Source organism: Salinicola acroporae (assembly GCF_003206615.1).
Taxonomy (GTDB): domain Bacteria; phylum Pseudomonadota; class Gammaproteobacteria; order Pseudomonadales; family Halomonadaceae; genus Salinicola; species Salinicola acroporae.
Genome location: NZ_PZJW01000012.1, coordinates 243,339 through 266,612, shown reverse-complemented (window position 1 = coordinate 266,612; position 23,274 = coordinate 243,339). Strand labels below are relative to the sequence as shown.

Genomic DNA, 23,274 nt, shown 5'->3' with positions numbered 1-23,274 from the left:
GTCGACGCATGACACAGACCTTTCACAGCAAGATCTTGATCATCGGTGCCGGCAGCATGGGGCTGGCGACGGCCGACTACCTGGCCTCGGTCGGAGAGGATTCGATCCAACTGCTCGATGCCCACAGCCCGCCTCATGACCAGGGCGCGCATCATGGCGAGACGCGCCTGATCCGGCTGGCTTACGGCGAGGGCAGCGGCTATGTCCCGCTGGCTCTGCGCGCGCTGGAGCGCTGGCGGGAATTGGAGCGGGAGACTGGCGAGTCGCTGTTCGTTCCGACGGGGGTGCTCAACCTCGGTCCGGCTTCGGCGCCGTTCATCCGGCAGGTCGAAGCCAGTGCAAGCCAGTTCGACCTGCCGCTGGAGCTGCTCGGTGGCGAGGCGGCTGCCGGGCGCTGGCCAGGGTGGCAACTCGATGACTCGATGCGCGGCGGTTTCGAGTCTCGGGCCGGCGTGCTGCGGGTCGAGCGTATCATCGCCTGTTGGCGCCAACGGGTGGCGCGGCGCGCTGGGGTGACGCTGACGACAGGGGCGGTGGTAACCGATATTAGGCCCCGTGATGACGGAGGGTTCACGGCCCGTTGCGCCGACGGCCGCCGTTTCGTCGCCGATCGGGTACTGGCGGCGACCGGCCAGCATCTGGGGCCGCTATTGGCGCCGCTGGGTATCGCACTGCCGTTGACCCGGGTACGCAAGACCTTTGCCTGGTTTGAGGCGGACGCCCGCTATCGGCCGGAGCGCTTCCCCGGATTCAGCCTGACCGACGATGAACTGGGCATCTACTACGGTTTCCCGGCTATCGATGGTGCCGGTTTCAAGATCGGCCGCCACGACAGCGGCCAGCCGCTGGCGCCTGGTGCGCCTATGGCGCCGTTCGGCGACCACCCCGACGACGTCGCCGAACTGCAGCAGGTGATCGACCGCTATCTGCCCGGGGTCGGCAAGCTCGAGCACGGCGCGGTCTGCCACTATATCCGCACGCCGGACGAGCACTTCCTGATCGATGAGCCGCTACCCGGTCTGATCATCGCCGGCGGATTCTCCGGTCACGGCTTCAAGTTCGCCAGCGCCATGGGCGAGGCGCTGGGGCAGTGGCTGCTGACGGGGAGGGCGGCAACGGCGCTGGCGGGATTCGGTCTGGCACGGCTTTCGGCCTGACCATCCGCCCTCCGGCGAGGGATGTCGCGTAGACTGGCGGGCTCCACGAACAAGCGGTAGCGATATGTCTTCCACTCCTTTCTCCGCGCTGGCGTGCCCGCTGGACGGCAATCCGATGCAACTTCAGGGCGGGACCTGGCACTGCGATGCCGGCCACGGCTTCGACGTGGCGCGCCAGGGTTACACCCATCTGTTGCCGGTCCAGCACAAGCGCTCGCGTGACCCCGGCGACAGCAAGGCGATGGTCGCCGCGCGGCAACGTTTCCTGAATGCCGGCCACTATCGTCCGGTCGCCGATGCTGTCGCCCGCGCCGCACTCTCGGCACAGCCCGATGAGGGCGCGCTTCGCTGTCTCGATGCCGGCTGCGGGGAGGGCTACTACTTGCGTTGCCTGGCCGAGGCGGCGAGGGAGCAGGATGCCGCGCTATCGTTGCTGGGGCTGGATATCTCCAAGTGGGCGGTGCTGAGCGCCGCCAGGCAGGAGCGTGCGATGTCGCGTGAGCTGCAGGAGGGAGCCGGCAGTCAATGGGTGGTGGCGAGCAATGCCAGGCTGCCGGTTCAGGATGGCACGCTGGATTGCGTGCTCTCTCTGTTCGGCTTTCCCGTCTATTCTCAGTTCGCCCGCGTGCTCGCGCCCAAGGGGATATTGATTCAGGCCGAGGTCGGGCCGGACCATCTGAGAGAGTTGCGCGAGATCATCTACCCTAGCCTGAAGCCGGAGCGGGAACCTTCTCAGGCCGCGCCCGATGGACTGGTTCGGCGAGAGGTCGAGACGATCCGCTTTCCGCTGGCGCTGGGCGAACCGCAGGCCATCGCCGACCTGCTGGCAATGACGCCGCATCTCTATCGTGCCAGCGCCGAAGGCCGGGACCGGGCGGCAGCGCTGGACTCGCTCAGCGTGACCGTCGATATCCGGCTGACACAGTTCGTTCGGCTCGCCGATGCCCGTGTTTGAAAACGGTGAACCTGCACCTCTCGGAAGCGTGCCACCAGCGGCAGCTCACTGCCGCCGTCTCGAATAGTCGTGGGCCCACGTCATGGCTTGTTCGAAGGGGAGGGCGGGGCTGTAGTAGAAGCCTTGCCCCAGATCGCAGCCGAGCCTTTTGAGGCGCGCCTCGATCGCCCCATTTTCGACCCCTTCCGCCACGACCCGCCGCTTGAAGCTTTTGGAGAGGCCAATGATCGCCGCGACAATGGCTTCGTCCTCGGGGTTGTCCAGCATGCCGATCACAAAGGATCGGTCGATCTTGATCTTCTGGGTCGGGAACGTGCGCAGATAGCTCAACGACGATTGGCCCGTGCCGAAATCGTCCAGCGACAGCTGCAGCCCGAGCCGCAGGCATGCCTGAATGTTGGAGACGATGGTGTCGAGCTCTTCCGGGGGCGAGGTGCTTTCCAGAATCTCCAGCGTGAGTCTTCCCGCCAGGTCCCGGTCATGACGCGCCAGGGCTTGGTGCAGATAGTCGATGAAGCCGCTGTCGAGAAGGCTGGAGGGATTGACGTTGATGCTGATCGAATAGGGGAGTCCGCGCTGCAGGATTCGGTCGAGATCCCTCAGCGCGGTATCGATGACGTACTTGCCCACCTCGATATCGAGCCAGCTGTTCTCGATGGCGGGAAGAAAACAGCCCGGGGGCAGGATATCGCCAGACGGGAGGCGCCAACGGAGCAATCCCTCGAAGGCGGCGACCGTGTCGCCGTGATAATCGATCTTGGGCTGATAGAAGAGTTCCAGTTGCTGTCGTGACAGGGCGAGGTGCACGTCGCGGGCGACGGCCAGGCGTTTGCGCCTGGAGTGATGATGCTCCAGATCGAAGCGGCAATAACCGTTCTTGCCAGCCTCCTTGGCCGAGTACATGGCCTGGTAGGCGTGATGAAGCAGTGCGTCCGGATCCTCTTCGTCGTCGGGATAGCAGGTGACGCCCATGCTGGCCGTGAGGCTGTGAACGTGCGTCGATGTCCTGATGGGGAGGCGGATCCGGTCGAGGATCCGGTTGCAGGCTTCGGGCTGTAGCCTGTCGCGTAGCATGATGGCGAACTCGTCACCCCCCAGATGCGTCACCAGATCCTGTCTCCGCACCGCATCGCGCAAGCGCCCCGCCATGACCTGCAGTACTTCGTCGCCGATGGCGCTACCGTGCGATTCGTTGATGCACTTGAAACCATCCAGGTTGATCAGACACACCGACAGGCTGTGATTGCGCTGCCGGGCGACTGCCAGTTCCGCCTCCATCAGCATCTGGAGCAGGCGTCGATTCGGCAACCCGGTCAGCGTGTCGATATGCTCTCGGCTCGGCTTCGAAGCCGGCTGGGGCGATGGACGCTTGCCGAGCTCGTCCTCGACTTGAGTGGCGAGGACATGGAGCATACCGAGATCGAGCGTTGGCGAGGCGATCGGTGCCGTGTCGACGAGGCAGAGCGTGCCCATGCCCAATCCGTCGGAATCCCGCACCGGCACGCCGGCATAGAAGCGCAGATGGGGTGGTCCAACGACCTGGGGGTGGCTGGCGAAGTCGGGATGTCGTCGGGCATCCTCGATGACCAGCAGCGCGTCATGGCGGAGGGTGCGGTCGCAGAAGGCCTGGGCGTCGGCGAATTCGAGCGCTGTCATCGGCCCGCCGAGGTCGTGCCACTGGCCCCCTTTTGCCGGTAGGAACCACGCATCCGTCACCTGATAGTGCCGTCTGGCAACCCAGCGTATCCGGTCGATTCGCTCCGACGTGAGCGTGTCGATGGTTCCCGAATGACGCAGGGCGTCTTGCCGCCCCGTTCCGTCACGATCCCGGTGCACGGTGTGGCACCTCGTCGAAAGCCGTCTTCTTCATGCCGTCCGTGTGGCGCTTCAACAACCGTTCTATAGTGCCTTCATGGCCTCGTGCCATGGTCGTTACTCGCAACTCGGCAAGGATTTGAATGAATAATTCAATACAAATTTGAACAATGGTTCAACAGAAATTGAACAAATAGTTCAAATTGATTCAATGGACGAAAAGAGCTTGTTCGCGCTACGCCTCAAAGCCGCACTGACCGCCGCTGGATACCAGCCGCGCCCCTCGGTGCTGGAACGTGAGTTCAATCTGCGCTACTGGGGTGCGCCTGTTACTTTCCAGGGCGTGAGAAGGTGGTTACGCGGCGACTCGATACCTTCTCAGGACAAGCTGCAGGTTCTGGCTGGTTGGCTGGGCGTCGAGCCACAGGTCCTGCGCTACGGTGACCGATCCACGCAGGTTCTCGGCACCATGCAGGCGACCTGGGTGATACCCGTGGGAGGGGAGGAGGACGAGATATTGCGCATCTACCGTGGGCTCGACGACGCGCAGCGCAAGATCTTGCGCCAGGTGGTCCTGACATTTGCCAGGGCCAACGGCTTGCAGCCGGAGGATATCGAGGGGGTGCCCTGACAGGCGCCGGCGACGGGGCCGGCCGGCTCTCGCCCCGTCGCGGCGTGCGGTTATCGCTGCCGGGACTCCGCCAACTGCTGGCGGCGATAGTCGCCCTGGCGTTCCAGCATCCAGCCCGGGTACTCCGATGGCAGCGCGCTGATCCGGTCCAACCGGGCCAGCTCGTCCGGGTCGAGATGCACCTCGGTCGCGGCGATGTTGTCGTCGAGCTGATCGAGGCGCTTGGCGCCGACGATGACGCTGGTCACCACCTTCTGATGCAGGAGCCAGGCCAGTGCGATTCGGGCGACCGAAATGCCCCGGGCATCGGCGATCTCGCGCATGGTGTCGATGCAGTCGAAGCCGCGCGCCCGGTTTACCGGTGGGAAGTCGAAGGTGGCGCGTCGGTCGCCGGCCCGTGCCTCTCCGTCCCGCGTGTACTTGCCGCTGAGCAGCCCGCCGGCCAGCGGGCTCCAGACCATCAGCCCCAGCTTTTCGCTCTCCAGCAGCGGTACGATCTCGCGCTCGAGGTCACGCCCGGCCAGGGTGTAGTAGGCCTGTAGCGATTCGAACCGATGCCAGCCGTTCTGTTGGGCGATGCCCAGCGCCTTCATGATCTGCCAGGCCGCCCAGTTGGAGACGCCGACATAGCGTACGTGGCCATGCTCGACCAAGGTGTGGAGCGCGCGCACGGTCTCCTCGATCGGCGTCGCGGGATCGAAGCCGTGGATCTGGTAGAGATCGATGTGATCGAGCTGCAGGCGCTTCAGGCTCGCCTTGACGCCCTCCATGATGTGATAGCGCGAAGCGCCGCGATTGTTGATGCCGGTGGAGCGGTAGGGGTCGTCGGTGCCGGTGGGGCCGAAGACCTTGGTGGCGACGACGACATCGTCACGCGGGACGCCGAGGTTCCGTAGCGCCTGCCCGGTAATCACCTCCGACTGGCCCTGGGAGTAGACATCGGCCGTGTCGATGAAGTTGATCCCGGCGTCGAGGGAACGACCGACCAGCTTGTCGGCGTCCGCCTGCTGCAGGTCGCCGATCTGGCCCCACATCTCGCCGTTGCCGCCGAAGGTCATGGTGCCCAGGCAGAGCTCGGAGACGAACAGGCCGGTATTGCCCAGATTGCGGTAGCGCATGATGACACTCCTGATTGTCGATGGGAGAGGGCTTGCATGGGAGTGAGTATGGCCGACGGCAGGAACGGGATTGGCTCGATCCGGTCGGATCTTTGCCTAAACCTGCCGGAGTCACGTCTTCACATGTCTCTCGGGATCGGGATGGGATAGCCTGAACCGGTCACCGGGAGGGGAATCGCCACCATGAACCAACGAGTCGATGCGTTGACGCCGCTGCATGAGAACGGGCTGGCGGTCGAGAGCAACGGGCTGCTCGTGCATTACCGCCGGGAGCTGGTCGACTTGCTCGATCGTCTGACGCGAGGTCGCGAAGGCAAGTTGCCGAGCGCCATACCCGGCCTGTCGATCCACCGGTTGAGCGCGCCTCGACCGCCACGGTACGTGGTCCACGATCCCGTGTTCAGCGTGATTGCCCAAGGGGCCAAGCGGCTTTCGATCGGCAAGGAAATCTACGAATACGACCCGATGAACTATTTGGTCTCGTCGGTCGACCTGCCGGTACTGGCGGCTGTTTCCCAGGCCAGCCGGGCAGCGCCTTACCTCGGTCTACGCCTGGATCTCGACGTCGAGCTGATCGGCGAGCTGATCCATGACGACAACCTGCCGCCCGATCCGGCCACGGAACCGGCACGCGGGCTCTATGTGAACCGGCTCGACGCCCCGCTACTGGAGGCGGTGCTACGTCTGCTGCGATTGCTGGACTCGCCGCAGGACATCCCGGTGCTGGCGCCGATGATCCAGCGCGAGATCGCCTACCGCCTGCTTCGTCATGGGCACGGCAACCGGCTCCGCCAGATCGCGCTGCAGGATAGCCAGACCCGGCGGGTCGCGGCGGCGATTCGCCTGCTGCGGGAACGTTACGCCGAACCGCTGCCGATCGCCGTCATCGCCGAGAACGTGCACATGAGCGTGTCGTCGCTTCATCATCACTTCAAGGCGGTCACGGCGATGAGCCCCCTGCAGTACCAGAAGCAGCTGCGCCTGCAGGAGGCACGGCGGTTGCTGCTCGCAGGCACCCTCGAGGTGACCACGGTGGCGCAGCGCGTCGGCTACGAGAGCCCCTCCCAGTTCAGCCGTGAGTACCGGCGCTGTTTCGGCCTGCCGCCGCAGCGAGACAGGCAGCGCTGGCGCGCCTAGCCGACAGGCCAGGGGTCACGGCTCAGAGGATCATCGATGGCATCATGCGGTAATAGAGATTGAACAGTATCCACAGCGTGCCACCCACCATGATGGCGAGAATCAGCACCGTGAAGAGGATCAACTGCAGGTCCTCGCGCTTGTTCCTGGCCAGCGTGATGTGCAGAAAGAACCGGAAGTGCACCCCGATCTGGATCACGCCGCAGACGCCGATGATCCAATAGAGCGTCGCGGCGGCGATCTGGGTGAACGCCGCCAGGCCGAACGGGATCAGCGTCAACACGGCCGCGAGCCCGAAGCCCCAGCAGTAGCTGCGAAGCTCCTGCGCCTTTTCCCGCGCTTCCTCGTCGCTGAGCTGTCGATGACTCATGCCGTCCCTCCCAGGTAGACCAGTGAGAAGATCCCGATCCAGACCACGTCGAGAAAGTGCCACAGGATCGCCAGGCGCATCAGGCCGGTCTTGGTCTGGGTATCGAGTCCGTGAACGGCGATCTGTCCCAGCAGCGCGATCAGCCAGATCGAGGCGCCGGTCACGTGGAGCCCGTGAAGCGGCACCAGCGCGAAGAACGCCGAAAGAAAGCCGCTGCGACTCGGCACGCCGCCCTCGGAGAACATCTTGTGAAAGTCGTGGAACTCGTGGCCGAGAAAGGCGAGGCCTAGCAGCAGCGTCACCACCAGCCAGCCCACCAGCACCTTGCGATCGGTGCGGTACTTGAGTGCCAGCGACGCCATGCCGAAGGTGAAGCTGCTCACCAGCAGCAGCGAGGTCTCGATGAACGCGCTCTTGAGCTCGAACAACTCGCCGGGGCCGGTGCCGCCGGCGGTGCCGCCGAGCATGGTGACGTAGGTGGCGAAGAGCAGACCGAAGATGATCAGGTCGCTCATCATGAAGACCCAGAAGCCGAAGACCAGCGACTCGCTCGCCTCGTGGGCCTCGGCGTGGGCGTGCCCCAGGTTGAGCCCCGGGTGTCTGATAGGGGTCGAACTCATTGGACCGCTCCCTCGATGGGCGAGGCCGGCAGGCCACGGTTGGCGGCGCTCTGCTCGTCGGCGCGGGTGACCGGCGTGAGCGATGCCAGCGTCGCGAGCCACGTTTCGTGCTGCCGGCGGACCTCGGCTGCCGGAATCAAGCGCGTGGTATCACGCACATAGCCGCGGGCGATCAGAGCGATCAGCGACGCCACTCCTGCCGCCACGATCAGCCACCACTGATACCAGGTCAGCCCGAACGCCAGCAGGAAGCCGGTGATGGCGAAGATCGGCCCCATGGCGCTGTTGGCGGGCATCTCGATGTCTCCGTAGTCGTCGGGTCGTGGGTGCGCGCCGCCGCCGGTCTCCTTCTGGCGCATGTAGGCGTCGCGGCTGTGGACCTCGGGAATGACCGGGAAGTTGTATTCGGGCGGTGGCGACGAGACCGACCATTCGAGGCTGCGGCCGTCCCACGGGTCGCCACCGGGCACGCGATTGGCATGGCGGTCGCGGACGCTGATCCAGAGCTGGATCAGCAGGCAGAGCATGGCGACGAGGATGACCACCGCCCCGACCATGGCGGCCATCGTCCACGGCAGATAGGCGGGCTCGAAGAATGCCGCCGAGCGCCGCGGCATGCCGAGCAAGCCAAGCGCATAGAGCGGAAAGAAGGCGAGCATGAAGCCGACGATCCAGCAGAACGCTGCGCGCTGGCCCCAGCGCTGTCTAGGTGGAGGATTTTCCTGACGATCGCGATGAAATTTGAGCATGGGTGGTATTGCCTGTAGCTATCGGGAGGGTGTTCCAGCAAGTCTTTGTCTATCGTGAAGCCCTCGCCGTTAGCGGGCTCGACAGATAACCGCTGAAATCGCACGAAGAGAGCCCATTCGCCATGGCCGCCCCATTGGCCGAAGGTCGGTTTCCAGCGGTTGGACAGGGCCCGGGGTTCACTCTATAAATTGTGGTGCGCCCGGATCGGGCGGACGTCCTGCTTGGGCCAACTTCCCGCGCTCGAGTCTCGAGCGGTTCTGGTGGACAGCATTCAGGCAATCGTGTCGCGAACCTGACAACCGAGTCTGCATGGCCTCGTGGCTATCGACTCGTCGCGACCGCCCGCGGAGGGCATCGCCGCAGGAGTTATTCGTGCAGGTCGATCATCGTCCTGCAGCGTTGAATTAGGGAGAGATCATCGTGACTAGCGACAACCGCAAACCGACGACCACGGATGCCGGCATCCCGGTAGCGAGTGAGGAAAACGCACTATCGGTAGGCCCCGACGGTCCGATCGTGCTGCACGATCACTACCTGATGGAGCAGATGGCGGCCTTCAACCGCGAGATGATTCCGGATCGCCAGCCGCATGCCAAGGGGGGCGGGGCTTTCGGCCATTTCGAAGTCACCCAGGATGTCAGCCGATATACCAAGGCCAAGTTCCTTCAACCGGGCAAGAAGACCGAGATGGTCGCGCGGTTCTCGACGGTGGCCGGCGAATCGGGAAGCCCCGATACCTGGCGGGATCCTCGCGGTTTCGCCCTGAAGTTCTACACCGAAGAAGGCAACTTCGACATGGTGGGTAACAACACCCCCGTCTTCTTCGTACGCGATCCGATGAAGTTCCAGCATTTCATCCACTCCCAGAAGCGTCGCGCCGACAACGGGCTGCGCGATCACGACATGCAGTGGGACTTCTGGACCATGGCACCGGAGTCCGCGCACCAGGTGACGTGGTTGATGGGGGATCGTGGCGTTCCCGCCACCTGGCGCCACATGAACGGCTACTCCAGCCACACTTATATGTGGGTCAACGCCCAAGGCGAGCGCTTCTGGGTCAAGTATCACTTCAAGACCGACCAGGGCATCAAGTGCATGACCCAGGAGCAGGCCGACCAGATGGCCGGCAGTGATGCCGACTACCACCGACGTGACCTGTTCGAGGCGATCAAGCGCGGCGACTACCCGACCTGGACGCTGCAGGTCCAGATCATGCCGTTCGAGGATGCCAAGACCTATCGCCTCAATCCCTTCGACCTGACCAAGGTCTGGCCCCACGATGACTACCCGCTGATGGAAGTGGGCAAGATGACGTTGGATCGCAATCCGGAGGATTTCCATACCCAGATCGAGCAGGCCGCCTTCGAGCCCAACAACATGGTGCCGGGCACCGGGCTGTCGCCGGACAAGATGCTGCTGGCGCGTTCGATCTCCTACGCCGATGCGCACCGTGCCCGCCTGGGGGTCAACTACAAGCACATTCCGGTCAACTCGCCCAAGTCACCGGTCAACAGCTACAGCAAGGGCGGCGCGATGCGTATGCACAACGCCAGCGACCCGGTCTACGCGCCGAACAGCAAAGGCGGCTCCAAGGCCGACCCCGAGCGCTATCCGGAAGACGCGGTGTGGCAGGCCGATGGTGAATTCGTTCGCACCGCCTACACCCTGCGTCCGGCGGATGACGATTTCAGCCAGGCCAACGATCTGGTCAACAAGGTGATGGATGATGCCGCCCGTGATCGCCTGGTCAACAACGTCGTCGGTCACGTCTCCGGCGGCGTCGAGGAGCCGGTGCTGTCCCGGGTGTTCGAATACTGGCACAACATCGATGCCACGATCGGCAAGCGCATCGAGGAGGGTGTGAAGGCCAATCGCGGCAAGTAACGCCGATACCTGGCACGTGGCACGACCAAGAGGCCCCGCTCACCACTGGTGAGCGGGGCCTCGTCTGGTTATTGGCGCGTCAGAAGCTTGACCACTCATCAGCCTCCGCCGTCTCCAGACGTTTGGCCTGGCGCGGGGCATTGGCCCGCGTGGTGGCTACCGGCAGCGGCGCGAGGTTGTGTTGCACTGGCTGCGAGGCGTCATAGCCACGGAAGAACCCGACCTCGCGAGCCAGTCGCTCCGCCTGGCCCTGCAGGTTGCCGGTCACGCTGGTGGACTCCTCGACCAGCGACGCATTCTGCTGGGTGACGCTGTCCATCTCGCCGACCGCGAGGTTGATCTGCTGGATGCCGGTGGACTGCTCGCGACTCGCCACGGCGATCTCCGAGACCAGATCCGTCACCCTCTCCACGTTGCTGACGATCTCGGCCAGCGTCTCCCCGGAGCGGTTGACCAGTTCCGAGCCTCGCGATACCCGTTGCGCACTCTCCGACACCAGCTGCTTGATCTCGCCGGCGGCGTCGGCGCTGCGGCTCGCCAGCTGACGTACCTCCTGGGCCACCACCGCGAAGCCCCGGCCCTGCTCGCCGGCACGGGCAGCCTCGACCGAGGCGTTGAGCGCCAGCAGATTGGTCTGGAAGGCGATCTCGTCGATCAGGCCGATGATGTTGGCGATCTGCTTGCTGGAGTTGTCGATCTCCTGCATCGCGCTGATCGCTTCGTTGACCACTTCTCCGCCCTGCTTGGCCTGGGTACTGACCTGTCCGGCGAGAGTGTCGGCCTGGGAGGCGTTGTCGGCGTTCTGCTTGACCGTATTGGTGATCTGTTCCAGCGCCGCCGCGGTCTCCTGAAGGCTGGCGGCCTGTTCCTGGGTGCGCTGGCTCAGGTTCTCGTTGCCGGCGGCCAGTTCCGCGGAGATCGATTCGACGTTTCGGGCATTGTTCGCGACCTCGCGGATGACACCGGTGAGTTTGTCACGCATGGTTGCCATGGCATCGAGCAGGCGCCCGAACTCGTCGCGGTAGCGGGTATCGAGACGCTCGCCCAGGTTGCCTCCGGCAAGCGCGGTGGAGAACTCGGTGGCCTCCTTCAACGGGCGCAGGATGCCGCGGGCCAACCACCAGCCGATGGTGATGGCCAGCAGCAGGCTCACGCCGATGGCCGCGAAGACCACGTAAAGGCTGGTGCGGTAATCCGCCACGCTTTTCTCGTACTCGGTCAACGTGGTCTCCCGCGCCAGCCGATAGAGTTCGGTCACGACCTTGTAGATAGCGGTGTAGGTCGCGTCGACCTCGGTTTCATCGGCCCCGCTGTCGACCAGCCGGCGCAGCTTGGCCAGGGTATCGAGGTATTCGCGCGACAGCTGCTGCTCGATCTCGGTGGTGGCAAGCTCCGGGTAGTAGTGCCCCCAGGCTTCGTCGGCGCGCTGGCGGTTCTCGGCGATTGTCTCACGCTGTGCCGGGGTGGGCGTGGCGCCGCCGATCTTGGCGAAGATAGTGCGATTATCGGCGACCGCGGCTCTGACCGAGGCGAGCGTTATCATCGTCTGGGTGTTGTCCTCGACGATGGTCTGCATGGCCTGCTGGGTCTGGCGATTACTGACGATGCCCTGTACCCCGATCAGGACCAGCAGCAGGATGATCAGGCCCAACGCCAGGATTAGCCGGGCTTTGACGCTGTGTAGCGCACTTCTCATGTTCGTTCCCCCGAATGGATACGCCTCTAGATAGGTCGCACGCGGCATGGAGTCGCTGCGTGAGGTGTATATCGGCGGGTTCAATTCTAATTTAAGATAAGTTTAATTAAGTAGTTTGCGAATTATTGCTCGCCCCCGAGGGTCGATGATGGACGACGACAAGCGAGGAAGAACGCGCCATTCATTGTCAGATACCGTGCTCAGTCACGGCTGTCAGGTAAGGGGGCACCGGGGCGATGGGATTGCCGCAGGCGTGCGGTAGACGGTGGCGGAAGCCCGGAGCCCGCAAGACGGCGGGCCCCGGGGGGGCTTGGCTGTGGAGGGTGGTCGAGGGTTACTGACCGCGCTGCTTGATCTGATCCTTCAACTGCCCGGGTACCTGCTTGATGATCAGGCGGTCCCGCTCGTCGTCGTACTCGATGCTGTTGCCCAGCAGGTGAGAGTCGAAGCTGATGGAAACGCCGCTGGCACGTCCGGCGAAGCGCTTGAACTGCTGCAGGGTGCGCTTGTCCGGCGGAATTTCCGCGGCGAGACCGTAATCCTGGTTGCGAATGTAGTCGTAGAACGCCTTGGGCTGCTGCTCGTCGACCAGCTCGGAGAGTTCGTCCAGCGTGATCGGTTCGCCGCGCTTGGCCTGGGCACTGGCATAGTCGATCAGGGTATCGGTCTTCTCCCGGCTCGCTTCCTCGGGCAGATCCTGGTTTTCCACGTAGTCGCTGAACGCCTTGAGCAGGGTGCGCGTCTCGGCCCCGGCATTGACGCCCTCCTGGCATCCCAGCCACTGTCGAAAGGCTTCCACCAGTTTCTTGTTGCCCCGATCCTGCACGTAGGTGATGTACTGGCGTGACTCTCCCCGTTGCCACTGGGTCAGGTCGATTCGGGCCGCCAGCATCAACTGGCCCAGGTTGAGCTGCCGGGCGGGGACGATGTTGAGATCGGGATCGAAACCGTAGCCGTCACGCTGATGGAGCAGGGTCAGGGTCAGGGTTTCCGCCTCGCCCTGGCGCGAATGAACGAACCACCAGTGGCCACCGATCGAGAGATGAGCGTCGATCAGCGGCGTCAGGCTCTCGGTGGTCTGGCGGGTGAAGTCGGTGAAGTTGATTTCGCCGCGTCGATAGCGCGCCAGCTCGTAGGCGAAACGCGACGATGGCGCCGTTTCGCCATCGGCGTCATCGCTATCTTCCGCCTCATTCTCGACGAAGTGCCCCCACGCCTTGGGCTTGCCGTGAAAGCTCGAGTTGAACGCGGTCAGCAGCGACTCTGCCGTGGCGGTGTCGCTCATGGCTTCGCCGCTTGTCAGCGTGGCGGGCTGTTCGTCACCCGTTTTATCGACGCGGTGGGCGCAGGTCTGCAGTATCGGCATGAGATGGCTCGTGAAACGTGAAAAGGCGGGCCACCGGCCGGCGGCCCGCGAGTAGGGACGATGACGTGTCCTGGCCGGGGCCTCCTCAGGGGCGGAGGCGATAGCCGGTGCGGAAGATCCAGCTGATGACGGCCAGGCTGACGGCCAGGAAGGCGCCGATCATGACCAGGCTGGCGATCACGCTGACGTCGCTGATGCCGTAGAAGCTCCAGCGGAAGCCGCTGACCAGGTAGACCACCGGATTGGCCAGCGTTACCGCCTGCCAGAACGGCGGCAGCATATCGATCGAATAGAAGCTGCCACCCAGAAACGTCAGTGGTGTGATGATCAGCAGCGGCACCAGCTGCAGTTTCTCGAAGCTGTCCGCCCAGATCCCGATGATGAAGCCGAGCAGGCTGAAGGTGAGGGCGGTCAGCAGCAGAAACAGCATCATCATGAAGGGGTGCTGGATATGCAGGTCGACGAAGAAGTTGGCCGTGCCCAGTATCACCAGACCCAGAATGGCCGACTTGGAGGCGGCGGCGCCGACATAGCCGAGCACGATCTCGAAGTACGAGATCGGTGCCGACAGCACCTCGTAGATGGTGCCGGTGAACTTGGGGAAGAAAATGCCGAAGGAGGCGTTGGAAACGCTCTGCGTCAGCAGCATCAGCATGATCAGGCCGGGCACGATGAAAGCGCCATAGCTGACTCCCTCGACCTCCTGGATGCGCGAGCCGATGGCGGCGCCGAAGACGACGAAGTAGAGCGAGGTCGAGATGACCGGGGAGATCAGGCTCTGCAGCAGCGTGCGCCCGGCACGAGCCATTTCGAAAGTATAGATGGAGCGGACGGCTTGCAGGTTCATGGACGCTCTCTGACCAGGTTGACGAAAATATCTTCCAGCGAACTCTGCTTGGTATGCAGGTCCTTGAAGCGGATCCCGGCGGCCTCGATCTCGTTGATCAGCGCGCTGATGCTGACGTGGTCGCTATCGCCGGCCTCGCTGGCATCGTAGGTGTAGACCAGCACGTTGCCATCCTCGGCCAGCGTCAACGGGTGGTGGGCCAGCGCGGGCGGCACGCTGGCCAGTGGCGTCTGCAGGTGCAGCGTCAACTGCTTGCTGCCGAGCTGGCGCATCAGCGCCGCCTTCTCCCGCACCAGCACGATCTCGCCACCATTGATGACGCCGATCCGATCGGCCATTTCCTCGGCTTCCTCGATGTAGTGCGTGGTCAGGATGATGGTCACGCCGCTGTTGCGAAGCTCCCTGACCACTTCCCACATGTCGCGCCTCAGCCCGACGTCGACACCCGCGGTGGGCTCGTCGAGGAACAGGATCTCCGGCTCGTGCGCCAGGGCCTTGGCAATCAGGACACGGCGCTTCATGCCGCCGGAGAGCGTGATCAGCTTGTTCTTGCGCTTGTCCCAGAGCGACAACGCCTTGAGCACCTGCTCGATATGGGAGTCCTTGGGCGGCTTGCCGAACAGGCCGCGACTGAAGCGCACCGTGTTCCAGACCGTCTCGAAGGCGTCGCTGGTCAGTTCCTGGGGCACCAGGCCGATCTTGGCGCGGGCCGCGCGGTAGTCGGTGACGCTGTCGTGACCGTCGACCACGACGCTGCCGCCGGTGGCATTGACCAGCCCGCAGATGATGCTGATCAGGGTGGTCTTGCCGGCCCCGTTGGGGCCTAGCAGCGCAAATATCTCGCCGCGCTGGATCTCCAGGTCGATCTGCTTCAACGCTTCGAAACCGGAGTCGTAGCGCTTGGAAAGGCCGGAGATGGCGATCACCGGCGCCGGCCGGTCGGCGGGGGAGTCGGCTTTCGCCTGATGCGCTGGCGCTGTGGGCGTCTCGTGATTCATGAAAGGCGATACATCGTGACGTGAGGGGCCATCATTGTAGGCGAAAAAGCGCGCCGGCTGGACCCGTGAGAGAGCGGGACCGTGCCGATGGGACCGGGAAAGCGTGAAAGGCGGCCTGCCATGGGCGTAAACGGGCGTAATGGCGCAGAGTTGTCTATAACGAACAGGCAACATAAAAAATCTTATCGATAAGGCCGGTGTCGAAAAGAGACCGAGCTCGTATCAGCAAGGAGGCCATTCATGCCACGTTCTTCTTTCATTCATCGCACTGCCATCGTGTTGTTCGCTGCCATACTCGGCGGTACGGCGTTGTCCGCCTGTACCACGACGACGACCGCCGACCGGGAGAGCCGCCTCTCCCAGCGCCAGCAGCTCGACCAGGACGTGCAACAGACGCTGGACCGGCTCTACCGTTCGGTGCCGGAAGCTCGGTCGCTGGCGGAGCGCGCGGATGGCGTACTGGTGTTCCCGGGCGTGCTGGGCGCCAGCTTTATCGTCGGTGCCAGCCACGGTGACGGCTCGCTGCTGATCGATGGCGCCAAGGCGGGCTACTACACCACCACCAGCGGCTCGATCGGTTTCCAGGCCGGGGCCCAATCCCAGGCCATCGTCTACATGCTGATGACCGAGAAGGCGCTCAACCGGGTGCGCAGCGACAACGGCTGGTCGGTAGGCGCCAGCGCCGGGGTCGCAGTGGCGGATATCGGTGCCAACGGCCAGATCACCAACAACACTGCCAATAAGGAGGTGGTGGCGTTCGTGATGAACAACCAGGGCATTCAGGGTGGCGTTTCGCTCAACGGCGCCAAGATCTCCAAGGTCAGCCCCTGAGTCGAGCCAGAGTGGGTGACTAGCCCAGCGCAGAAAACCCACCGTGAGGTGGGTTTTCTTTTGGCTGCGAGCCGGGAGATCGGCAGGCGCGAGGGGTCAGGCGCTCTCGGGCAGCTCGGCGTTGTGATAGACGTTTTGCACGTCGTCGAGATCGTTCAGCATGTCGATGAACTTCTCGAACATCGCCACGTCATCGCCCTCGACCGGCGTATGGGTCTGGGGCAGGAACTGGATCTCGTCGGCCTCGAACTCGAGTTCGCCGAAGGCATCGAGCAGCGCCTGCTTGGCCTTGGCGTAGTCGGTGTGCGGCGCGAAGACGGTGATGCGACCCTCCTCGCTCTCGATGTCGGTGACGTCGACATCGGCTTCCATCAATGCCTCGAGCACGGCCTCCTCGTCGTCTCCGGCGAAGGCGAAGATCGCGCAGTGGTCGAACATGTGGCTGACCGTACCCTGGGTGCCGATCTTGCTCTTGGTCTTGGTGAAGCAGCCGCGCACGTCGCCGAAGGTCCGGTTCGGGTTGTCGGTCAGGCACTCGACGATCACCATGCAGTTGCCGGGGCCGAAGCCTTCGTAGCGTGCCGGCGAGAAGTCCTCGCCACCGCTGCCCTTGGCCTTGTCGATCGCCTTGTCGATCACGTGCGAGGGGACCTGGTCCTTCTTGGCCTTGTCGATCAGCCCGCGCAGCGTCAGGTTACCGGAGGGGTCGGTGCCACCGGACTTGGCGCAGACATAGATTTCGCGACCATACTTGCTGTAGACCTTGGTCTTGGCATCGGCCGTTTTGGCCATGGATTCCTTGCGGTTCTGGAAGGCCCTACCCATTGTCACTACCTATCAGGTTGTCAACGACGGGCGAGATTTTACGCAACATCGCGCCGATGTTGCAGGTTTATTTGGCCTTTTCCGCACCAATTGACCACCCCCGGGCGACGAGACGGCGTCAATCTCGCCGTGCTCTGTTATCCTGCCGCGCCCGAGCATGACATGGCGAGACCGAGGCGTCCGCCGGTTGACTGCATCGATCCCTTCATTTCGACCAGGAGCGCCTGCCGTGCCCGATACCGATCACCACCAGACGCGTCGCGGCGAGGAATCGTCATCCTCAGCGCACCCGGCCGAGCCGTTCTCCTCGCTGCCGTTGCCGCCGACGCTGCAAGACAATCTTGCCTCGCTTGGCTACCTGACGATGACCCCGATCCAGGCCGCCAGCCTGCCACCGATCCTGGACGGCAGGGACGTGATCGGCCAGGGCAAGACCGGTTCGGGCAAGACCGCGGCGTTCGGGCTCGGCCTGCTGTCGGCGCTCGAGGTCGCCCGGTTCCAGGTCCAGGCGCTGGTGCTGTGCCCCACCCGCGAGCTGGCCGACCAGGTCGCCGAGGAGCTGCGCCGGCTGGCCCGCATGCTGGCCAACGTGAAGATTCTCTCGCTCTGTGGCGGCGCACCGCTGGGTCCGCAACTGAACTCGCTCTCCCACGGGGCGCACGTCGTCGTCGGCACGCCGGGCCGCATCGAAGAGCATCTGCGCAAGGGCTCGCTGGATCTGTCCGCGCTCGGCGTGCTGGTGCTGGATGAAGCCGACCGCATGCTCGACATGGGGTTTCAGGCCGCCCTCTACGCCATCGTCGCGGCGACGCCGGCGACACGCCAGACGCTGCTGTTCAGTGCCACCTATGGTGACAGCGTGCGACCGGTGGCCGCCCGCATGCTGCGCGAGCCGGTGACGGTGGAAGTGGCCTCGACCCACGACGAGCAGAGCATCCACCAGCATTTCCATCAGGTCGCCGACGAGCCGGCCCGTCTCGCGGCCCTGCGCCAGTTGCTGCTGCACTACCGGCCGGAATCCAGCGTGGTGTTCTGCAATACGAAGCGCGAGACCCAGGCAGTGGCGGACGAACTGGCCGCCATGGGATTCAGCGCCGAGGCGCTGCATGGCGATCTCGAGCAGCGCGATCGCGACCAGACGTTGATCCGGTTCGCCAACAAGAGTCTCTCGGTGCTGGTCGCGACCGATGTGGCGGCACGCGGATTGGATATCGACGCCCTGGATGCGGTATTCAATTACCAGATCGCCCGTGAACTGGAGGTGCATGTGCATCGAATCGGCCGAACGGGGCGTGCCGGTGCGCGCGGCGTGGCCTGCACGCTGTTGACCGAGAAGGAGGCCTATCGACTCGAGCGTCTCGAGGCGTTCCTGGGTGAACGGCTGCCGGTGGAGCCGCTGCCGGGCCGTGCCGGCGCCGGACAGCAACCGTTTCAACCGCGCATGGCGACGCTCCAGATCGATGCCGGCAAGAAGCAGAAGATCCGCCCGGGCGATGTGCTGGGCGCCTTGACCAACGGCGACGATGCCATCGAAGGCGATCAGGTGGGCAAGATCAAGGTGCTCGATCGCAGCGCTTATGTCGCGGTCGAGCGCGGTATCGCCAAGCAGGCGCTGACGACGTTGAGCGCCGGTAAACTGAAAGGGCGCAGCTGCCGGGTGCGCCGAATCGGACGCTGAGGATAGCGAGGACCTGTGAGGATGGCGAAAGCATGAAAGTACCCAAGCGATTGCAGCCGTTGGTCGAGGATGGCCTGGTGGACGAGGTCGTCAGTCAACTGATGAGTGGCAAGGAGGCCCAGGTTTTCGTGGTTCGCTGCGGTGACGAGCTGCGTTGTGCCAAGGTGTTCAAGGAAGCCAGGCAGCGCAGCTTCAAGCAGGCGGTGGCCTACCAGGAGGGCCGCAAGGTGCGCAACAGCCGCCGCGCGCGGGCGATGTCGAAGAAGACCCGCTACGGCCAGCGCGAGCAGGAGTCGGCCTGGTTGAACGCGGAAGTCGACGCGCTCTACCGCCTCGCCGAGGCGGGCGTGCGGGTGCCGACGCCTCATGGCTTCGTCGATGGCGTGCTGCTGATGGAGATGATCGTCGATGCCGATGGCGACGTTGCGCCACGTCTCGATGACGTCGAATTGACGCCGGAGCTGGCGCTCGAGTATCACCAGCGCCTGATCGGCGAGGTGGTCCAGATGCTGTGCGCGGGGCTGATCCACGGTGACCTGTCGGAGTTCAACATCCTGGTCGGCGCCGAAGGGCCGGTGATCATCGACCTGCCCCAGGCGGTGGATGCGGCCGGCAACAACAACGCGCCCTGGATGCTGGTGCGCGACGTCGACAATCTGCGCGGCTACTTCGGTCGCTTTGAACCGGCACTGCTGAAGACCGACTACGGCAAGGAGATCTGGGCGCTCTACGAGGCGGGCGAACTCCACCCCGAGGTTCGGCTCACGGGACGGTTCGTGCCGGATGCGACACTCGTCGATGTCAGCGATGTCATGCAGGTCATCGATGCCGCTCGCGAAGAAGCGGCGGAGCGCCAGGCGCGGGAGCAGGATGACGACGAGCCGGCATGGTAGAGGGCGACGAGACAGCTGTCACCCCGGCAAAAAGCGTGGCGTTGTCGGCACGGCTTGAACGGTGCGGGAGGGGAGCGTCTACACTCTGAGCACACCATCAAGCGATCTTTCGAGGTCGTCGCGTTCAAGGAGTGCCGCATGCGAGTCATCAATCTCAAGTCTCCCGGAGGCCTGGACCAGCTCAAGCTGCACGAGGTCGAAGGGCCGGGAGAGCCGGGCCCGGGAGAAATCTGCGTCCGCCTTCACGCCAGTTCGCTCAACTTCCACGACTACATCGTCGCCAGCGGGAAATCCCCGACCGAGGAGGGGCGCATCCCCATGGCCGACGGCGCGGGCGTCGTCGAAGCCGTCGGCAAGGGCGTCACGGAGTTCGCCACCGGCGACCACGTCGTCTCGACCTTCTTCCCCCACTGGCTCGACGGTCCGGCGCGCGTGGCCGACTTCAAGACGGTGCCGGGGGACGGCGTCGATGGCTACGCCCGCGAGCAGGTGGTACGCCCCGCCCACTGGTTCACCCACGCGCCCGAAGGTTATACCCATGCCGAAGCGGCCACGCTGACCACGGCCGGCCTCACCGCCTGGCGCGCACTGGTGGTCGATGGTGGCCTCAAGGCCGGCGATACCGTGCTCACGTTGGGGACCGGCGGTGTCTCGATCTTCGCGCTGCAACTGGCCAAGGCGATGGGGGCGAGGGTCATCTCGACGTCGTCCACCGAGGAGAAGATCGCTCGGCTCAAGGCGCTGGGCGCCGATCACACCATCAACTACCGCGAAGAGCCGGAATGGGGCAAGAAAGTCCAGGCGCTGACCAGCGGTCGCGGTGCCGATCACGTCATCGAAGTCGGCGGACCGGGCACCTTGCCGCAATCCATCGACGCCGTGGCCATTGCCGGCCACATCTCGCTGATCGGTGTCCTGACCGGTCGCGGCGGCGATATTCCCACCTCCAAGCTGATGGCGAAGCAGGCCAGGCTGCAGGGGCTGATCGTGGGCAGCCGCCGTCATCAGGTCGAGATGATTCGCGCCCTCGAGATCACCGGACTCAAGCCGGTCATCGATAGCTCGTTCTCGCTCGACCGGATCGCGGATGCCTTCCGCCACCAGGAGTCCGGCAAGCACTTTGGCAAGATCTGCCTGGAGTTCTGATCAAGAGCGCCAACCGCTAGCGCGGACCCCGAGGGCAGACCGCAAGCGCCGCCGGACAGATGCCTGTCCGGCGGCGCTTTTTCATTCCTTCCGATCGCTGTCAGCTATCCGTCTTGCGGGAAGCGGGGCGGAGGTCGTAGTCGAAATACTGGTGCATCAGGGTCTCGAACGTGCCATCCGCGTAAACGCCATCCAGCGCCTGGTTGAAGATGTCGGCCAGATCCTTGTCGCGAGGGCGCACGGCGATGGCGTTGCCCTTGCCGAAGATCGACTCCGGCCGGTCGATGCGCGGGCCCACCTGGACGAACGGGCTGTCGGGATTGCCGATCTCCAGTGAATCCAGCGCCACCGGATAGTTGAGGAAAGCCAGATCGAGCCGCTGCGACTCCAGGTCCAGCGCCACATCGGCCGCGGTGGCATAGCGCTGAATGTCGAGCGTGCCAGCGTACTGCTGAGTGATGTAGCTGTCCTGAGTGGTGCCGCGCTGCACGCCGACCGACAACCCCTTCAGCGAGGCGGGGTCATCGAGGTCGATCGTCTCGCCGCGGCGGGCGACCCACACCTTGGGTGACATCGCATAGGGGCGCGTGAACCGCACCTGGCGCTCCCGCGCCGGGGTGATCCGCATCGACGACATGATGGCGTCGTACTTGCGCGAGAGCAGGCCGGGGATGATGCCGTCCCAGCCCTGTACCACCCATTCGCAGTCGAGCTTGGCGCGCTGGCACAGAATGTTGCCCAGGTCGATCTCGAAGCCCTCCAGCTCACCGGCAGCATTGCGGTATTCGAACGGCGGATAGGGCACGTCGACGGCGATGCGAACGTGCTGCGGAGCGGCAGCCTGAGCGGTGGAAGCCAGGCCAAGCCCGATCGCCAGGGCGGCAAGCGGGATAGCGAGACGAGAGTCAAAACGTCGTGTCACGAGAAAAATCCTTGGTCGATGGCCTTCTGAGGGCCCTTGTGCTTATTGGTGAACTATCGGTAGCGACGATGATCCGGGATCACGCCGTTCGTTCATGGTGGCGCAGGCCTCGGCGAATGACCAGCGCCGGGCCCAGGGGCGCATGGTGGATAGTGGTCCTCCGGCGGATAGTGCGGGTGAAAACTGCACTGAAATGGAGATTGCTGATCATTTTGATGCCAGCTTTACAAATGCTACCGATTCGAGTGACCGACCCAGCGGATTTTTACATTAAGCGATCACGGATTCTGACATACGAAAGCAGGACGTCGTTTCTTTCGCCGATTGTCCATTTCGTGCCTCGAACCCTGGCGCTAGCGTGGTGCGTAGCCAAAGGCGGCGCGGCGCTGATCGGTAATGCGAAACGGTAACAAACTGTTTTTATAAATCAGTGGTTTGAGCGTTTTCTGCAGGATGTTGGCACGGCGCTTGCGAAGGGTTGTTCAGGACGTGATGAACACAACGCGAACAACCATTCGGCGGAGAGCACAGTGCAATGACCTACAAACGACGGGATTTCATCAAGACGGGGGCCGGAGCGCTGGTGGGCCTGGCCGGGGCCCCGATGATCGCGCGCGGCGCAGATGCGCAGCAATTTCACTGGCGCATGACCGGCGCCTATCCAGCCGGGGCGCCTTTCTACTCCACCGGGCCGGGATCGGCCAGCGATTTTGCCAAGCGGGTCGAAGCGGCATCCGGTGGCCGAATGAAGATCGACTTCTTCCCGGCCGGCGAGCTGGTGCCGGCATTGGGCGGTTTCGATGCGGTGCGCAGCGGCACCGTGCAGATGAACTGGGGGAACTCGTTCTTCTGGGCGGGACGCTCTTTCGCCGCGCAATATTTCACCGCCGTCCCCTTTGGCATGGACGTCATGATGGTCAACGCCTGGCTCTACCACGGCGGCGGGCAGGCACTGTGGGACGAGGTCTATGCCGACTTCGGGCTCAAGGCGTTGCCGGTCGGCAATACCGGCATGCAGATGACCGGCTGGTTCAAGAAGCCGCTCGAGAACATCGACAGCTTCAAAGGGTTGCGCATGCGCATCGCGGGCCTGTCGGCAAAGGTCTACGAGCAGTTGGGCGTCAATGTCAAGGTGTTGCCCGGTGGCGAGATCTTCCCGGCACTGGAGCGTGGTGTCATCGATGCCGCCGAATTCGTCGGTCCCTATCTCGATCGGCAGTTGGGCCTGCAGAACGCCGCCAGCAACTATTACACCCCTGGCTGGCACGAGCCCTCCAACGTATCGGAACTGCTGATCAATGCCAGCGCCTGGGAGCAGTTACCGGACGAGCTCAAGGCCGTCGTGCGGAACTGCGCGGCTGCCTGCAACGAAATCAGCTTCGCCTGGTGCAATGCCAACAACTCCGAGGCGCTCAACGACCTGACCCAGAATCAGGGCGTGACGGTTCGCCAGCTACCCGATGGCGTATTGCCCAGACTGCGTGAAGTGACCATGGATACCCTGTCGGCAGAGGCCGCCAAGGACCCCGTGGTCGCCAAGGTCAATACCGCCTATTTCGACTTCATGAAAACGGCGAAATCCTGGCTGGATGTCAGCGAAAAGGTCGTTCTCAACCTCGATCTTTGAGCCGGGCA

The 23,274-nt window shown here is 64.0% G+C and carries 21 protein-coding genes; 10 read left to right on the top strand and 11 right to left on the bottom strand.

Annotation, left to right across the window (positions count from 1 at the left end):
* Nucleotides 1-8: 8 nt before the first annotated feature.
* Both solA and DOM54_RS17785 read left to right on the top strand, forming a co-directional pair.
* On the top strand, nt 9-1,157 hold the full coding sequence (gene solA, locus DOM54_RS17790) for an N-methyl-L-tryptophan oxidase (RefSeq protein WP_162619912.1): 1,149 nt from the start codon (nt 9-11) through the stop codon (nt 1,155-1,157).
* Nucleotides 1,158-1,221: 64 nt separating this feature from the next.
* Nucleotides 1,222-2,112, top strand: a complete 891-nt coding sequence (locus DOM54_RS17785) for a putative RNA methyltransferase (protein WP_110717609.1) — start codon at nt 1,222-1,224, stop codon at nt 2,110-2,112.
* A 45-nt stretch (nt 2,113-2,157) separates the two neighbouring features.
* Here DOM54_RS17785 and DOM54_RS17780 read toward each other — a convergent pair whose 3' ends face one another.
* A complete protein-coding gene (locus tag DOM54_RS17780; protein ID WP_110717608.1) occupies nt 2,158-3,948 on the bottom strand; it encodes a sensor domain-containing phosphodiesterase in 1,791 nt (596 codons plus the stop codon).
* A gap of 205 nt (nt 3,949-4,153) precedes the next feature.
* Between DOM54_RS17780 and DOM54_RS17775 the strand changes: the two genes are divergently transcribed.
* Complete coding sequence (locus DOM54_RS17775; protein WP_276309692.1) at nt 4,154-4,558, top strand: transcriptional regulator; 405 nt, start codon at nt 4,154-4,156, stop codon at nt 4,556-4,558.
* A 50-nt stretch (nt 4,559-4,608) separates the two neighbouring features.
* On the opposite strand, the gene DOM54_RS17770 is transcribed toward DOM54_RS17775, so the two are convergent.
* Nucleotides 4,609-5,676, bottom strand: coding sequence for an aldo/keto reductase (locus DOM54_RS17770; RefSeq protein WP_110717606.1), 1,068 nt, complete (start codon nt 5,674-5,676; stop codon nt 4,609-4,611).
* 183 nt (nt 5,677-5,859) lie between these two features.
* Here DOM54_RS17770 and DOM54_RS17765 point away from each other — a divergent pair, with 183 nt between their 5' ends.
* A complete protein-coding gene (locus DOM54_RS17765) occupies nt 5,860-6,813 on the top strand; it encodes an AraC family transcriptional regulator (protein WP_110717605.1) in 954 nt (317 codons plus the stop codon).
* Nucleotides 6,814-6,835: 22 nt separating this feature from the next.
* On the opposite strand, the gene cyoD is transcribed toward DOM54_RS17765, so the two are convergent.
* Genes cyoD through DOM54_RS17750 form a run of 3 tightly spaced genes read right to left on the bottom strand, consistent with a single transcriptional unit; the run spans nt 6,836 to nt 8,552 of the window.
* Nucleotides 6,836-7,183 carry a cytochrome o ubiquinol oxidase subunit IV gene (gene cyoD / locus DOM54_RS17760; RefSeq protein ID WP_110717604.1) on the bottom strand — a complete coding sequence of 116 codons (348 nt, stop codon included), beginning with the start codon at nt 7,181-7,183 and terminating at the stop codon, nt 6,836-6,838.
* Nucleotides 7,180-7,803 carry a cytochrome c oxidase subunit 3 gene (locus tag DOM54_RS17755; protein WP_110717603.1) on the bottom strand — a complete coding sequence of 208 codons (624 nt, stop codon included), beginning with the start codon at nt 7,801-7,803 and terminating at the stop codon, nt 7,180-7,182. Before DOM54_RS17755 ends, cyoD begins: the two co-directional genes overlap by 4 nt.
* Nucleotides 7,800-8,552, bottom strand: a complete 753-nt coding sequence (locus tag DOM54_RS17750; RefSeq protein ID WP_110717602.1) for a heme-copper oxidase family protein — start codon at nt 8,550-8,552, stop codon at nt 7,800-7,802. Before DOM54_RS17750 ends, DOM54_RS17755 begins: the two co-directional genes overlap by 4 nt.
* Before the next feature lie 421 nt (nt 8,553-8,973).
* On the opposite strand from DOM54_RS17750, the gene DOM54_RS17745 reads away from it, so the two are divergent.
* Nucleotides 8,974-10,437: a catalase gene (locus DOM54_RS17745; protein WP_110598686.1), complete on the top strand. Its 1,464-nt coding sequence runs from the start codon at nt 8,974-8,976 to the stop codon at nt 10,435-10,437.
* 79 nt (nt 10,438-10,516) lie between these two features.
* Here DOM54_RS17745 and DOM54_RS17740 read toward each other — a convergent pair whose 3' ends face one another.
* From DOM54_RS17740 to DOM54_RS17725, 4 genes are all read right to left on the bottom strand, one after another.
* Entirely contained in the window at nt 10,517-12,133 is a 1,617-nt protein-coding gene (locus tag DOM54_RS17740) for a methyl-accepting chemotaxis protein (RefSeq protein WP_162619911.1), read from the bottom strand.
* Nucleotides 12,134-12,467: 334 nt separating this feature from the next.
* Entirely contained in the window at nt 12,468-13,499 is a 1,032-nt protein-coding gene (locus tag DOM54_RS17735; protein WP_110717600.1) for a nucleoid-associated protein, read from the bottom strand.
* Nucleotides 13,500-13,584: 85 nt separating this feature from the next.
* Nucleotides 13,585-14,346, bottom strand: coding sequence for an ABC transporter permease (locus DOM54_RS17730; RefSeq protein ID WP_110717599.1), 762 nt, complete (start codon nt 14,344-14,346; stop codon nt 13,585-13,587).
* Nucleotides 14,343-15,344, bottom strand: a complete 1,002-nt coding sequence (locus DOM54_RS17725; protein ID WP_110717598.1) for an ABC transporter ATP-binding protein — start codon at nt 15,342-15,344, stop codon at nt 14,343-14,345. Before DOM54_RS17725 ends, DOM54_RS17730 begins: the two co-directional genes overlap by 4 nt.
* 240 nt (nt 15,345-15,584) lie before the next feature.
* Between DOM54_RS17725 and DOM54_RS17720 the strand changes: the two genes are divergently transcribed.
* A complete protein-coding gene (locus DOM54_RS17720; RefSeq protein WP_110717597.1) occupies nt 15,585-16,175 on the top strand; it encodes a BPSL1445 family SYLF domain-containing lipoprotein in 591 nt (196 codons plus the stop codon).
* A gap of 96 nt (nt 16,176-16,271) precedes the next feature.
* Here DOM54_RS17720 and DOM54_RS17715 read toward each other — a convergent pair whose 3' ends face one another.
* On the bottom strand, nt 16,272-17,000 hold the full coding sequence (locus tag DOM54_RS17715) for a YebC/PmpR family DNA-binding transcriptional regulator (RefSeq protein ID WP_110717596.1): 729 nt from the start codon (nt 16,998-17,000) through the stop codon (nt 16,272-16,274).
* A gap of 229 nt (nt 17,001-17,229) precedes the next feature.
* Between DOM54_RS17715 and dbpA the strand changes: the two genes are divergently transcribed.
* From dbpA to DOM54_RS17700, 3 genes are all read left to right on the top strand, one after another.
* Entirely contained in the window at nt 17,230-18,678 is a 1,449-nt protein-coding gene (gene dbpA, locus DOM54_RS17710) for an ATP-dependent RNA helicase DbpA (RefSeq protein WP_276309691.1), read from the top strand.
* A gap of 32 nt (nt 18,679-18,710) precedes the next feature.
* Complete coding sequence (locus DOM54_RS17705) at nt 18,711-19,571, top strand: PA4780 family RIO1-like protein kinase (protein ID WP_110717594.1); 861 nt, start codon at nt 18,711-18,713, stop codon at nt 19,569-19,571.
* 138 nt (nt 19,572-19,709) lie between these two features.
* Nucleotides 19,710-20,717: a zinc-dependent alcohol dehydrogenase family protein gene (locus DOM54_RS17700; protein ID WP_110717593.1), complete on the top strand. Its 1,008-nt coding sequence runs from the start codon at nt 19,710-19,712 to the stop codon at nt 20,715-20,717.
* Nucleotides 20,718-20,817: 100 nt separating this feature from the next.
* Here DOM54_RS17700 and DOM54_RS17695 read toward each other — a convergent pair whose 3' ends face one another.
* Complete coding sequence (locus DOM54_RS17695; RefSeq protein ID WP_206019140.1) at nt 20,818-21,639, bottom strand: transporter substrate-binding domain-containing protein; 822 nt, start codon at nt 21,637-21,639, stop codon at nt 20,818-20,820.
* A 535-nt stretch (nt 21,640-22,174) separates the two neighbouring features.
* Between DOM54_RS17695 and DOM54_RS17690 the strand changes: the two genes are divergently transcribed.
* Entirely contained in the window at nt 22,175-23,266 is a 1,092-nt protein-coding gene (locus DOM54_RS17690) for a TRAP transporter substrate-binding protein (protein ID WP_110717592.1), read from the top strand.
* Nucleotides 23,267-23,274 lie beyond the last annotated feature (8 nt).

Coding starts and splice junctions, on each gene's coding strand:
- solA (WP_162619912.1), top strand. CDS start 9: ATGACACAGACCTTTCACAGCAAGATCTTGATCATCGGTGCCGGCAGC.
- DOM54_RS17785 (WP_110717609.1), top strand. CDS start 1,222: ATGTCTTCCACTCCTTTCTCCGCGCTGGCGTGCCCGCTGGACGGCAAT.
- DOM54_RS17770 (WP_110717606.1), bottom strand. CDS start 5,676: ATGCGCTACCGCAATCTGGGCAATACCGGCCTGTTCGTCTCCGAGCTC.
- DOM54_RS17765 (WP_110717605.1), top strand. CDS start 5,860: ATGAACCAACGAGTCGATGCGTTGACGCCGCTGCATGAGAACGGGCTG.
- cyoD (WP_110717604.1), bottom strand. CDS start 7,183: ATGAGTCATCGACAGCTCAGCGACGAGGAAGCGCGGGAAAAGGCGCAG.
- DOM54_RS17755 (WP_110717603.1), bottom strand. CDS start 7,803: ATGAGTTCGACCCCTATCAGACACCCGGGGCTCAACCTGGGGCACGCC.
- DOM54_RS17750 (WP_110717602.1), bottom strand. CDS start 8,552: ATGCTCAAATTTCATCGCGATCGTCAGGAAAATCCTCCACCTAGACAG.
- DOM54_RS17740 (WP_162619911.1), bottom strand. CDS start 12,133: ATGAGAAGTGCGCTACACAGCGTCAAAGCCCGGCTAATCCTGGCGTTG.
- DOM54_RS17735 (WP_110717600.1), bottom strand. CDS start 13,499: ATGCCGATACTGCAGACCTGCGCCCACCGCGTCGATAAAACGGGTGAC.
- DOM54_RS17730 (WP_110717599.1), bottom strand. CDS start 14,346: ATGAACCTGCAAGCCGTCCGCTCCATCTATACTTTCGAAATGGCTCGT.
- DOM54_RS17725 (WP_110717598.1), bottom strand. CDS start 15,344: ATGAATCACGAGACGCCCACAGCGCCAGCGCATCAGGCGAAAGCCGAC.
- DOM54_RS17720 (WP_110717597.1), top strand. CDS start 15,585: ATGCCACGTTCTTCTTTCATTCATCGCACTGCCATCGTGTTGTTCGCT.
- DOM54_RS17715 (WP_110717596.1), bottom strand. CDS start 17,000: ATGGGTAGGGCCTTCCAGAACCGCAAGGAATCCATGGCCAAAACGGCC.
- DOM54_RS17705 (WP_110717594.1), top strand. CDS start 18,711: ATGAAAGTACCCAAGCGATTGCAGCCGTTGGTCGAGGATGGCCTGGTG.
- DOM54_RS17700 (WP_110717593.1), top strand. CDS start 19,710: ATGCGAGTCATCAATCTCAAGTCTCCCGGAGGCCTGGACCAGCTCAAG.
- DOM54_RS17690 (WP_110717592.1), top strand. CDS start 22,175: ATGACCTACAAACGACGGGATTTCATCAAGACGGGGGCCGGAGCGCTG.